Source organism: Blautia sp. AF19-10LB (assembly GCF_003461245.1).
Taxonomy (GTDB): Bacteria; Bacillota; Clostridia; order Lachnospirales; family Lachnospiraceae; genus Blautia_A; species Blautia_A intestinihominis.
Map to the genome: position 1 here is coordinate 1 of NZ_QTWS01000041.1, position 12,538 is coordinate 12,538.

Here is a 12,538-nt window from a genome sequence, read left to right on the forward strand (position 1 = left end):
GGGCGTGCACGCTACTGCAAAGTATTTCGCAATCATGGTGCTGATTACGGAAAATGCCCATTTTTCAAAATTGTCTTTAATTGAAAAGTTTCCGTACTAACCCATACATTTCCCAAATTATATGTAAAACTAACCAACTCATCAAACTGATTTTGTCCTATTGTAATTCTATTAGAATTAAGAAAACTATTTACCGAATTCTCTGTCTTCGCAACATCCTGCTTTAAATACTGGTCTGCCTGTGCCTGAGTAATTGTCATCCCTGCATAGACGTCTGAGCCGTAATGTCCCCATCCTATTGTATAGTATTTTTCTGTTGAAACTGCCTTATATGCCGTCAAACGACAACTCTCAAACTGTTTTATAAGTGAATATCCATTTTCTCCTGTTGTCATTCCTCCTGCCCGGCTGGAAAAAGTATTTATTTCTGAGCCAGTTTCACTTAAAATTTCATCTATTGATTCTGTTATTTCCTCTGTATCCGTAAATAACTCTGTTTCTATTTCTAAATCTGATGCTCCCTCCTCTGTATCTGTTTCCTCTTCCACTAGTACATCTTCTGGAACATCTTCGATTTCCAAGTCCTCTGAATTTTCCATATCTGAAAAATCCATCTGCTCATCCTCTACCGAAGTCTCCACCCCATCCTCAAAGTCGCTGGCAAGTACATCTATTGGCAAGTTCACCGTAAACATCACCAGTGCAGCCGCCGTTATACAGCTAAACCACTTCTTTGCTTTCTTTTTCATACTCTGTTTCCTCTTTTTTGTGTTTTATTTGCAGATTATAGCAAAACAACAGGTTGTTCTTTTTGAGCCTTTTGTTTTTCTAGTACAAATTGTTCTTTTATTCCTGCAAATTTCATTATTTTTATGCATTATTTCTTCTCTGGTGCTTGATTTGATTTAATTTTAGTACATATATTTACTGATTGCAATGATAAATATATGTACTATGGTAAAGTTTACCTAAATTGCATGGAAGGAGGCTTTATTTGAATTATATACAACGAATTCGGGATCTTCGTGAAGATGCCGACTGTACGCAGACTCAGATTGCAGAATATCTCGGAACCTCTCAGACTATGTATGCCCGATACGAACGCGGAGCCAATGAAATGCCAATCCGACATTTGATTGCACTGTGTCAGTATTATCAGGTCTCTGCCGACTATATCCTCGGCTTCACCAATATCAAAAAACCTCTTCCTGTAAGAAAACACTCAAGATATAAAAATTAAGGCTGACAGTCATCTCATACGACTGCCAGCCTTAATCTTATCTACACATCCTTACATTCATTTACCTGGATTTCTTATACTGTCAACAATTCAGAATTTTTTATAATATCTTTTATCTGTTCTTCGTCCATTTCTGCCACATCCGCGATCTGAGCAGCTGTATAGCCTTTGTTGTACATTTTCATGATCATTTCCCGTTTACCCATTTCAATTCCGGTTTCAATTCCAGTCTCTTTAATTTTCTGGCTTAAATTACACATAATACTCACATCCTCTCTGAAATCCTTTTCTATTGGAATTGCATATTCATTTCCAATGATGTCCAGTTTTTCGTTTACCGTTAAATCCTGAGACAACAATGCTCCCAGTAATCTATGTAACTCGTATTTTTCCTCATGCTTCGGAAGTTCTTCGGCAAGCCCGATCATTACGATATTAATCAAGTCCATTTTTCCCTTCCAGGCATGGAAGTTTACAATACTGTCTTTCACCAGATGAATATGTTCCAAACTATTTTCTGGCATATTCATGCATACCCAAATAGAATAGACTCGCTTGATATCATTATAATTTGAATTTGAAAAATCTCTTTCCTTTTGTGAGGAAATCATCCGACTTACATAAAAAACAGAGCCAACAATCCCAAACAGACTGTCAGCCCTGCTTTCATTCACACATATCCAAATTCAATATTACCCTATTTCGTCAGAACCCTATAATTTTCTTTCTCATTATAATCTTTATGGATTCCGTCATCTTCGTACAGAGTATAGCTGCTGCCTTCATAGCCAAGCATCTTGAGGTGCTCTGTATCAATATCTTTCACGCACTCTGCCACTTCTGCGAGCGGGATGCATTTGCCGCTTCTGATGAAGAGTGGTACTTCGTTGAGTGCTACGTCTACATAATGAACTCCTTTGGCGAGGATTTCTTCGGAAATGGTTCCGTCTGGCAGGAACTTGATGAATTTCATTTCTTCCGGCAGGTAAACGTAGCGTCCTCTTGCATTCTGCTCGTAGACCGGTGCGATCATGATCTCGTTTCCGAGGATGAGCTGGTCTTCTACGCGAATCGCCATCTTGTCATCCGGATAAACGAAGCCGAGCGGTTTGAAGTACATGTCATCGTTCAGTGCAGCTTTCATGTACTCGCTGTACAGATACGGTACGAGACGGTATCTGGTATTAATGACATTTCGAAAATCCTCGATGTTTTCGAACTGGTAGCATTCCTGCTCTCTGGTTCCTTCTGCCGCATGATTACGCATTAACGGGGTGAATACACCCAAAGCAAGGAAACGGAGCACCAGATCTCTGGTTGTATCTGCGCCAAATCCGCCAAGGTCGGCACCTGTGTACATGAAGCCACACATATTCAGAGATGGCATCATCTTCAGATTAAGAAGGATGTGTGACCACCAGGATTTATTGTCACCGGTCCATATTCCACCGTAACGGTGCATTCCGATGTAGGAAGATCTGGAGAACATCAGGAAACGTTTTTCCGGATCAATACGCTCAAAGGCTTCCCCTGCTGCTCTTGTCATGTTGTAGCCAAAAAGGTTATGCACTTTGTCGTGACGGATTTTTTTGCCATCCACATTGTGGTAAAATCTTCTGTAATCCTCCGGATTGTTTGCAATGCCTTTCATCTTTGCCTGCATATCCCACGGATGGACCCTGCCTTCTGTGTCTTTTGCAAACTCTCCGGCAAGTTCTTTTGCTTCTTTAAGTCCTTCAGAGGAATAAAAGATTGCCGGCTCGTTCATATCGTTCCAAAAGCCTTCAATTCCCTGTTCAATAAGGAAACGATATTTGTCTCCAAACCACTTTCTGGCATCCTTATTCAGCATATCCGGGAAGTGGGTATCTCCCGGCCACACGGCTGCGACGAAATCACTTCCGTCCTCTCTCTTGCAGAAATAGTTGTTTCTGACGCCTTCCTCGTAAACATCGTATCCCGGTTCGACCTTGACTCCGGCATCGATGATTGGAATCAGACGAATATCCTGATTCTTCATTTCCTGTACAAATTCCGGAAAATCCGGGAAGTTTTCTTCGCTCAGTGTGAAGTCCTTAAAAGACTGCATGTAATCAATATCCATGTAGATCATATCGATCGGGATGTGATTCTCGCGATATCCTTTTGCAACAGTGCGGAAATCTTCCTTTGTGGTATAACCCCAGCGGCTCTGTCCGAAACCAAAAGCAAACTTCGGCGGGATGTAGCTGCGCCCGATCACATGGCGGAACTGTTTTACAATATCATAAGCATTTTTACCCTCGATCACATAGATATCCACATCCGCATTTTCGCAGGATACTTTAAGTGTATCCATTCTGGTATATCCGATGTCAAAGGTCAGTTTTGACGGATAGTCAAAAAACAATCCAAACGTCGTCTTACCGCTCACGATAATGAAGTTGTGAGCTCCGTACAGAGAACGCTTGTCCTCTGTATGCTCCGGATCATCTGTGCAGTTGCTGATGTAGCAGTAGCCTCTTTTGTTGATTCCGCGGTTGGATTCACCCAGGCCATAGACGATGTCATCTTCGTCCATGATATAGGTAAAAGCAAATCCTTCTTCCTGACTGATCTTTCCATATGGAAAAATGCCCTCAGTTGTTTCGATTTTTTCGGTCAGTGCCTCCGTGTCAAACGGAGTTCCATATCTGTATTTTCTGATCATCTCTGTGTTACCTCTTATTTATATAATACAAATGCCTCATATGGTTTCAGAATGATTTTGCCATCAAATGCAGTTCTGCCAAGGTTTGTGATCAGGCATTCTGCACCTTTAAATTCTTCCGGTACTTCTACTTCTGCGTCCTTGTCAGTGAAATTGCAGACTGTCAGAAGTTTTTCCTGATCCAGTTTTCTTGTGTAAGCAAAAATCTGCTCGTCGTCACGATAAAGCGGTTCAAACTCACCATAAACGATGATGTCTTTTTCTTTACGCAGGCTGATCAGTTTCTGATAGTAATGGAAAATAGAGTTCGGATCTTTGAGCTGCTGCGCCGCATTGATCTCTTTATAGTTCGGGTTCACTTTGATCCAGGACTCACCGTCTGTAAATCCTGCCTGCGCGGAAGTATCCCACTGCATCGGAGTTCTCGCGTTGTCACGACTTCTCAGCATCAGACATTTCATCATGTATTCCGGAGTCATAAGTCCTGATTCCGTAAGTTCTGTAAAGAAATTGATACTCTCAATATCACGATAGTCTTCCAGTTTGTCGAAGTAGACATTTGTCATACCAAGCTCTTCACCCTGATACACATATGGTGTTCCCTGCATCATATGAAGACAGGTCGCCAGCATTTTTGCGGAAGTCTCTCTGTATGCCGGATTGTCATTTCCAAATCGGCTGACACTTCTCGGCTGATCATGATTTCCAAGAAACAGGCTGTTCCATGCTTTGCCCTGAAGTTCTTCCTGCCATTTGATCATGATGCGCTTGAACTCTTTGAAATCATATTTCTCAGTTGTCCACTTTCCGTAATCACCGCTTCCATTATCCACATGCTCAAACTGAAATACCATATTCAGTTCTTTTCCGGCTTCTCCCGCATATTTCTGTGCCTCTTCGATAGTAACTCCTGAAGTTTCACCAACTGTCATGATATCATATCTGGAAAGTACTTCTCTGTTCATTTCCTGAAGAAATTCATGAACCCTCGGACCATGTACGCAATATGGTCCAAAATCACCATAGAGGCTATTGTTCATTTCTCCGTCCGGAAATGCCTGATCTTTGGAAATCATACTGATAACATCCATACGGAAGCCATCGATTCCTTTTTCACACCAGAATGTCATCATATCATAAACTTCCTGGCGGACTTTTTCGTTTTCCCAGTTGAGATCCGGCTGTTTCTTCGAGAACAGATGCAGGTAATACATTTGGGTCTGGGCATCATATTCCCATGCGGAACCGCCAAATACCCCACCCCAGTTGTTTGGTTCTTTTCCATTGACAGGATCTTTCCAGATATAATAATCACGGTACGGATTGTCTTTGGACTTGCGGCTTTCGATGAACCAGTTGTGTTCATCGGAAGTGTGATTGACAACGAGATCCATCAGGATCTTGATGCCGCGTTTGTGTGCCTCGGCAAGCAGTTCTTCGTAGTCTTCCATTGTTCCGTAGTCTTTGTAGATCTTCTGATAATCAGAGATATCGTAACCATTGTCATCCTGTGGAGACTCAAGCATAGGAGAAATCCACAGCACATTTACGCCAAGTTCTTTCAGATAATCAAGTTTCTGTATGATTCCTCTGATATCTCCAATGCCATCTCCATTGCTGTCATTAAAACTTTTGGGATATATTTGATATACGACGCTTTCTTTCCACCATTTTTTTTCCATGCTATAAGCCTCCTATTTATTATTGTTTTATTGACCGATACCTACGAATTACTCCGCTGTTGCACAGCTCACGTAATTCTACAGCCATTCGGAATCCACAGATTTACTCCGTAAATCGCTACTTCCTCATGTCTGGCGGGTTCCAAGTTCAAATGTCTTATCCTGCAAGCAGGAACGACATTCTGAACTTTTAACCCTGGTATCTCACTTAACCGCACCGGCAACCACACCGTTCATGATCCATTTCTGGCAGAAGAGGTATACGATCAGTACAGGGGCAAGAACCAGCAGATAGGATGCGAATGCCAGGTTGTAATCTACAGAGAACTGTTTTTTGAATACGTACTGTGCAAGCTGTAATGTCTGCTGACTCTCATCGCTCAAAAGTACCAGCGGCATGGTGAAGTCGTTCCATGTCCACATAAATGAAAGGATTGCTACGGTTGCAGTGGTAGGTTTCAGTACCGGGAAAATGATCCGGCTGAATGTCTGGATCGGGTTTGCACCATCGATCATTGCTGCTTCATCCAGTGCCTCCGGGATTGCTTTGACAGCACCTGTATAAAGGAAGGTGTTCATCGGCAGACCGAAGATGATATACAGGAATGTGATTCCGTAGATGTTGTCCAGATGGAAAGTATTTGCCTGTACAACTAACGGAAGCATGATTACCTGGAACGGAATGAACATTGCACTGATAAAGTAGTAATACATGATTGAGAAGAATTTACTCTTCTTTCTGTTTCTTGTGATCGCATATGCTGCGAATGAGTTTGTGATCAGGGTAAAGATCAGGTTGATCACGGTAATAAAAGCTGTGTTAAAAAATTTCCTCGGGAAATTTGTCATATTCCAGGCATCGACAAAGTTCTGAAGACGAAGTTTTGTCGGAAATGCCAGGATATTGTTCATGTCTGACGGATCTTTGATTGCGATCATCAGTGCCATATACAGAGGCAGAAGGATGATCAGCACGATTCCTGCGATCAGAAGAATGGTCACAGGCCAGTTGTAACGTTCTTTTACGTTTGCTGTACGACGTTTCATCCTAATTTCTCCTCTCTCTTTTCAAGTATACGTAACTGGAACACGGAAATCAATACTACTACGATAAAAAGCATGACTGCGTTGGCTGACTGGTAAGCAAACTGACCGCCGCCGAAGCCTTTCTTATAAATAAGTACTGCGATAGAAGTTGTACTGGTTCCCGGTCCACCTTCTGTCATCGCCATGATCTGGTCGTAAACCATCAGGTATCCTTTTGCAGAAAGTACCATGTTGATGGTAAAGGACGGTGCCAGAAGCGGGAAGGTGATCTTGGTAAATCTGCGGAAGCCGGTTGCTCCGTCGAGGTCTGCTGCTTCGTACACATCCGTATCAATAGACTGCAGGCCTGCGATATAGATCAGGGTGTTGAATGCACATCCGGTCCATACAGCAACGGCGATGATTCCCCATATCGCATGATTGGTACCAAGGATGTTTACGCTTAATGCCTGGATCCCGAGGCTCTTTCCGAGCTGTGGGATCAGGTTTGCAAAAATATAGTTAAAAATAAATCCAACGATCAGGCTTCCAAGCATATATGGAAGAAAGTAAAAAGCTTTGATCGTGTTTTTGAATTTGATCTTCGCATTCAGTGCACACGCAAGGATCAGACTGATCACATTTACAAGGATCGTTGCGATCACTGCAAACTTGAAAGTGAACAGGTATGCATTTCCTGTATCTGCATCTGAGAACATGTGCAGATAGTTGCGCAGACCAACAAAGTTCCAGTCTCCATATCCTTTCCAGTCCGTAAAGCTGTACAAAACGCCTCTTAGGAACGGGATCGTATGGAAGACAAAGAATAATGTTGCAAGGATTCCTACATAAATGTAATAAACTTTATTAACAGCAGGTCTTTTGCGGGCTGTTTTTTTCTTCATGGGATCATCTCCTCACTTAATCTACATTAGCGATGTCGTATTTTTCATCACACTGTTTCAGGAACTGGTCCATATTTTCCTGATTGTCCATTCCATTGGAATAGTTCAGGCACATTTCAGAAATAAGTGCGGAAAGATCAAATCCTGACGGATAGTAGTGATCCGGGAAGTTTGCTACTTTGCCGTTGGCGATATCTTCTTTGACACCAGCAACTGTTTCATTGTTCTGCTCTACACCTTTGATAGCGGAGAATGCGAACTGATCGTCGATATAGGTCTGTGCGTTTTCCGGCTCCATCATGAAGGAAACGAATTCTTTTGCCATATCTTCGTTTGCGCTGTCCTTGCATACGCCAAGAAGTACGTCAACACCTGATGTTACATAGTTTTTGGATTCATCATTGGATGCCGGAAGTGCAAACATGTTGACATTCAGATCTGCATTAGCACTCTTGTACTGATTGATCGCCCAGTTTCCGTTGATGATCATGACTGAATCACCGTTTGCAAAAGCTTTGTTTCCATCATCATAAGTCAGACCCATGAAGTCATCCTGTGCATAGTCAAGGAGTGTCAGATATTTTTCTACGATCTCTTCGTGAGTTCCCACGAATGTTGTTTTGCCTTCTTTACGGTCGTCTGTGAATCCTTCCGGCTGAAGGTCAGGTGCCATGCTGTTCCATGGGCAGAGGCTTGTCCATGCATCTTTGTAAGTCATAAGAAGCGGCTGCTCTCCTGCATCTTTGATCTGGTCAAGTACGTCAATGAACTCATCCCATGTCTTTGGAATTTCAAGCCCGAGTTCTTCAAATTTGTCTACGTTATAGATGACACCAGATGCGTTTGTTGCGTATGGAACGCCGTATGCTTTTTCTTCTTTGTCTTTGTTTACGTCATAAACCATCTGCATATAAGAATCCTGGATGTTGGAGATGTAATCCTGATCACTTAAGTCAACCAGCATTCCTGCACTCTCTACTTCTGTATAGTTGTTGTCTCCACCCATCATTACGATGTCAGGCATATCGTTCTTTGCCATTCTTGTCTTTAATACAGTTCCTGCATCTGCCGGAGCTGTGATCTTGATCGTCACGTCCTCATGTGTTTCATTGAATTTATCTACAAGCTGCTGAAGAACGTCTTTGTTTTCTGCTTTACTGGAAAACAGTTCCAGCTCCGTTTTTCCACCCTTTGCAGAAGAATCCCCGTCGGAAGATCCGCCGCATCCAGTTACAGTGAGCATACCTGCCATTAAGGCACCGACCATTAATACGCTGATAATTTTTTTATTTTTCATCTTTTCTTTCCTCCATGATGTTTGTTTACAAGTATGAAGGCTGCGCAGCACCAGAAGTTTACGAAACATTACCCCGGACACGTCTGTCCTGTTCCCTTTTGGTGAGTTTATCATAACCCCACTGCCTCTGTAAAATCAATAGGTTTCTCGCGAAACTTAAATTGTAGACAAAGTTTAGCTTCTGTTTTTATGCACTTTGAACAAAAAAAGAAGGACTCTGTCATTCTTTGACAGAATCCCTTTTGACCAGATAGACCGGACTTTTTACATTTAGTTCTTTCAGGTTTTCTCCCTGGATCAGTTTCATTAGACGTATCAGTGCCAGATGTGCTTTTTGCTGGATATCCTGATGAACTGTTGTCAGCTTCGGCCGGACCATGCTTGCATATATACTGTCATCGTAACCCGTGATGGAAATCTGATCTGGAACACTGATCCCCTCATCAAAAAAGAAGTTCATCGCCTCGATCGCGTCATAATCTGAGGAAAAAGCCAGTGCTTTTGCTTCAAGGAAACGTGGAAGGAGTTCTCTGTATTTCCGAAGACGTGGATTTTTGTCACCCGGGACGACGATATACCGGGAACGGCTGCAGAATTTCCCTTGCTTCTCCATCGCCTGTTTGAAGCCCATCCAGCGGTAATAATCGCTGTCCTGATCGGTTTCTGCGATGAACAGGGCTTTCTCATAGCCGCGGGAATAGAGGTATTCCCCGATCTGATAACCGCCGGAGTAATCGTCTACACCAACATTCTGGAAGGTGTAGGCTCCCTTGGGGTAGGAATCGATCAGGATCATTTTTTTGTTCAGCTTGCGGGAAAGTCTGCGGTACTGATCTTTGTCATAACCGAGGATGATGAGACCTTCTACGTTCCATTTGGAAGCAATGTCCACTACATTCTGGATGTTTTCTCCGCCGATGAGCATGACGTAGTAGCCTTTTTCTTCGGTTTCCTTCTGGATAGTTCCGATCAGTTCGCCTACGAACGGGTCCTGAAGGGACTGCATGCCGTGCGTGTAGGCAAAACCTAAAACTACTCCGATGATCCTGGAACCGTGACCGGAAAGCATCACGGAGCCCATGTGTGGGACATAGTTCTGTTCTTTGAGGATTGCCGTTATTTTATCAATGGTTGCCTGGGAAACCCTTTTGGTTTTGCCGTTGATGACATTTGATACGGTGGTGCGGCTGACGCCTGCCATTTCCGCGATGTCCTGAAGACGGATCATATATTGTTCAGCCTCCTTTTGTTTCGTATGTTTTAATCTGTTTTGGTATATTTTAGTGTGTGTTGCGGCGTTATGGATGTTATTCGTTTATGAACCTGATGGAATTCTGACAAGAAGCTTCTGTCCGTCTTTTTCTGCTGCTGTGAGAACCGGGATGTGTTTCTTTCGGAGTGCATGTACGATCGGGTATGCTGCGAAGAGATTTTCTCCGACGAAAACAGCTTCCGGCTTGTATTTGAGGATTTTTCTGACCTGATCTTTGATCCGGACTTTCCATTCCTGTTTCTCCATGGACACTTCGGCGTAGATTCCCTGGATTTCCAGTTCCGGAAGGGCTGGGAAATCTATGTGGATGATCTCTGCTGCCTGTAATTTAGGAAGCTGGTGGAGAAGTTCGTCGTATTCTGCTGCTCCACCAAAGCTTACGATTACAGGTTTCTCGTGAAACTGTTCCATACTGAGCTTACATGCCTGTACTGCATCTGCAAGTTCACCGGTAGTCATAAGAAAACCGCCTTTGTGGCAGAAATTTGCTGTTTTGAGACCGGTTGCTGCCTTGAGTTCTTCGTTTTCGAGACCGAGCCATTCTGGCGGGAAACTGCATTTGTAATTCATAGAGTATTCTTTTTTCTGAGGCTGAATGCAGTAGCCACCTCTGTTAGATGGAAAGATCACGAAGGCAATCTGTGTCTCGGAGAGGAATTTCTGGCAGGGAACAAATTCCGGGAGGGTGAGGATTCTTGCGTCATCTCTGTGCTTTTCTCTGTCGTGAAACGCCTGCTGATGTCTGGCATAGATTTCTTCTACTCGTTTGTCGGCACGTTCGTTGCCTCTGTATCGTTCGAATTTATTTTCCAGAATCATCCCGGCAACGCTGACTGCCTGGAAAAAAGCTTCGTCGTTACCACCCTCAGCATCCCAGGTCGGGTTGAAGTTTCCGATCAGAATTGCAAGTTCGTTCTTCTCACCGGTATTATCGTTATTATCAAGCGGCTGCACGAAAGCTTCATCGAATTTCTGCGCCAGTTCTTCGCCAAGGATCTCCGGTCCAAGCTCCTCCCACAGAAGTCCAAATGCTGCATATGGGACGCCATTTTCACGGATCCTGCTGTCTTTCTGGTGGTGATCATATTTTCCTCTGCCGATATCAAAAACAATCCCGTCGAAGTCATCCGGCACGCGGTTGCCGCGTAGGATCGTGATCTCAGGGTTCAAATATAATAACAGCGCAGATGAAAAAACGTCATCTGCGTGGAATTTGCCACTGTGGGTGAAGGCGGTGGCGGTTTGGGTGCGGATTTTATTTAGTAGATCGTTCATGTTGTGTGGTGCTCCTCTTATTGTAAATAATGCGTCAAATACCTATTTTATATCCACAGATATACATTTTTCGTATATCTCTGAAGAATAATTGACGCTCACTCTTGTTGCACATTTTGTTCTATGATATAATGGTTATGTTGTCCAACCGATACCCGGCAACGGGAGGAGGTGAACTGCATGGATACTGTAATCTCGTTTCTTGTCTCCTGCACGGCAAGCATATTTGCCTACTATGTTTGCAAATGGCTAGACGGAGACAAATAGGGCAACTCTAACCTAGTGGTTTTCCTGTCCACTATAAAAAGCAAGAAGAAGCCCCCAGTATTGGTGCTACTGAGGGCTTCATTCTTTTTGTCCGCATGGACTTGTAATCTCTTTGCCTACTGGCATTATAGCATATGCACTTCTCATTTGCAATATACTTTTTCACACCATCTCCACATACCTTCCCCCTGGTTACTGTTCAAGGGTATGCATAGCCCATTGTAAAAAGTGACGAAATTTATTTTTTGTTTTGTGGATAACCAGTTCCAGCAGGAAAAATTATGTTTATAGTCTTTCCTGCTGTTTCTTTTTTGAAGAGTTATCCACCGGATTTTATTTTACACAGTACATTTTTTTTATAGCCTTACCATATAGTCCTTATTTTTCAAGATACAAAATACCTGCTTATCCGCAGTCATATTGACGAAAGGACAATTCCTGGAAATTCGCTTTTTTCCCATGTTTCTGCTATACTTCTCTATAAGAAAGAGAGGGCTGCCTTATGGACATTGATTTAAAAGAAGAGATCAGAAAACAGGATGAGCTTCTTGCCGAATATCTCAGAGTGATTGAGATCCAGAAAGGACTAATCCAGGAACAGAAAAAAATGGAAAAACGTGCACTGGATGCTGAAAAACAGCGGGATGATGCACTGGATAAAGCAAAAGAGATCCGTCTGCAGTATTATGAAACAGCTGCTGAACTGGAAGAAGAACGGGGGAAAAACCTGAAACTGCGTGCACAGATCAATCGTGACTATGAAAACTCCTCTATTCCTTCCTCTAAGTCGATCAAACGGAAAAAGATCGCAAACAGCAGGGAAAAAACAGGACGGAAACCGGGCGGTCAGCCGGGGCATCCCGGCCACCGCAGAAAAAAACAGG

10 protein-coding genes and 1 pseudogene are annotated in these 12,538 nt (G+C 43.1%); 2 read left to right on the forward strand and 9 right to left on the reverse strand.

The window, feature by feature from the left end; translation table 11 throughout:
* Positions 1–44: 44 nt before the first annotated feature.
* Positions 45–749, reverse strand: a complete 705-nt coding sequence (locus DWX28_RS16615) for a lysozyme (RefSeq protein ID WP_118254033.1) — start codon at positions 747–749, stop codon at positions 45–47.
* A gap of 245 nt (positions 750–994) precedes the next feature.
* Between DWX28_RS16615 and DWX28_RS16620 the strand changes: the two genes are divergently transcribed.
* Positions 995–1,240, forward strand: a complete 246-nt coding sequence (locus DWX28_RS16620; protein WP_022213837.1) for a helix-turn-helix domain-containing protein — start codon at positions 995–997, stop codon at positions 1,238–1,240.
* 74 nt (positions 1,241–1,314) lie between these two features.
* On the opposite strand, the gene DWX28_RS20060 is transcribed toward DWX28_RS16620, so the two are convergent.
* From DWX28_RS20060 to DWX28_RS16660, 8 genes are all read right to left on the reverse strand, one after another.
* Entirely contained in the window at positions 1,315–1,689 is a 375-nt protein-coding gene (locus DWX28_RS20060) for a hypothetical protein (RefSeq protein ID WP_243002463.1), read from the reverse strand.
* A 248-nt stretch (positions 1,690–1,937) separates the two neighbouring features.
* A complete protein-coding gene (locus DWX28_RS16630; RefSeq protein WP_022213839.1) occupies positions 1,938–3,929 on the reverse strand; it encodes a glycoside hydrolase family 31 protein in 1,992 nt (663 codons plus the stop codon).
* A gap of 14 nt (positions 3,930–3,943) precedes the next feature.
* Positions 3,944–5,611, reverse strand: coding sequence for a glycoside hydrolase family 13 protein (locus DWX28_RS16635; protein WP_022213840.1), 1,668 nt, complete (start codon positions 5,609–5,611; stop codon positions 3,944–3,946).
* A gap of 204 nt (positions 5,612–5,815) precedes the next feature.
* Entirely contained in the window at positions 5,816–6,658 is an 843-nt protein-coding gene (locus DWX28_RS16640; RefSeq protein ID WP_118254038.1) for a carbohydrate ABC transporter permease, read from the reverse strand.
* Positions 6,655–7,542, reverse strand: a complete 888-nt coding sequence (locus DWX28_RS16645; protein ID WP_022213842.1) for a carbohydrate ABC transporter permease — start codon at positions 7,540–7,542, stop codon at positions 6,655–6,657. Before DWX28_RS16645 ends, DWX28_RS16640 begins: the two co-directional genes overlap by 4 nt.
* 16 nt (positions 7,543–7,558) lie before the next feature.
* Complete coding sequence (locus DWX28_RS16650; RefSeq protein WP_022213843.1) at positions 7,559–8,839, reverse strand: ABC transporter substrate-binding protein; 1,281 nt, start codon at positions 8,837–8,839, stop codon at positions 7,559–7,561.
* 220 nt (positions 8,840–9,059) lie between these two features.
* A complete protein-coding gene (locus DWX28_RS16655; protein ID WP_118254040.1) occupies positions 9,060–10,067 on the reverse strand; it encodes a LacI family DNA-binding transcriptional regulator in 1,008 nt (335 codons plus the stop codon).
* 87 nt (positions 10,068–10,154) lie between these two features.
* Positions 10,155–11,387 carry an MYG1 family protein gene (locus tag DWX28_RS16660; RefSeq protein ID WP_118254043.1) on the reverse strand — a complete coding sequence of 411 codons (1,233 nt, stop codon included), beginning with the start codon at positions 11,385–11,387 and terminating at the stop codon, positions 10,155–10,157.
* Between the two features lie 769 nt (positions 11,388–12,156).
* Here DWX28_RS16660 and DWX28_RS20065 point away from each other — a divergent pair.
* A pseudogene (locus tag DWX28_RS20065) lies at positions 12,157–12,538 on the forward strand (DUF6444 domain-containing protein); the annotation flags it as partial.

What these genes read in the sequence shown, in the direction of transcription:
- DWX28_RS16615 (WP_118254033.1), bottom strand. Translation starts at nt 749, where the DNA reads ATGAAAAAGAAAGCAAAGAAGTGGTTTAGCTGTATAACGGCGGCTGCA.
- DWX28_RS20060 (WP_243002463.1), bottom strand. Translation starts at nt 1,689, where the DNA reads ATGGACTTGATTAATATCGTAATGATCGGGCTTGCCGAAGAACTTCCG.
- DWX28_RS16640 (WP_118254038.1), bottom strand. Translation starts at nt 6,658, where the DNA reads ATGAAACGTCGTACAGCAAACGTAAAAGAACGTTACAACTGGCCTGTG.
- DWX28_RS16635 (WP_022213840.1), bottom strand. Translation starts at nt 5,611, where the DNA reads ATGGAAAAAAAATGGTGGAAAGAAAGCGTCGTATATCAAATATATCCC.
- DWX28_RS16645 (WP_022213842.1), bottom strand. Translation starts at nt 7,542, where the DNA reads ATGAAGAAAAAAACAGCCCGCAAAAGACCTGCTGTTAATAAAGTTTAT.
- DWX28_RS16660 (WP_118254043.1), bottom strand. Translation starts at nt 11,387, where the DNA reads ATGAACGATCTACTAAATAAAATCCGCACCCAAACCGCCACCGCCTTC.
- DWX28_RS16650 (WP_022213843.1), bottom strand. Translation starts at nt 8,839, where the DNA reads ATGAAAAATAAAAAAATTATCAGCGTATTAATGGTCGGTGCCTTAATG.
- DWX28_RS16655 (WP_118254040.1), bottom strand. Translation starts at nt 10,067, where the DNA reads ATGATCCGTCTTCAGGACATCGCGGAAATGGCAGGCGTCAGCCGCACC.
- DWX28_RS16630 (WP_022213839.1), bottom strand. Translation starts at nt 3,929, where the DNA reads ATGATCAGAAAATACAGATATGGAACTCCGTTTGACACGGAGGCACTG.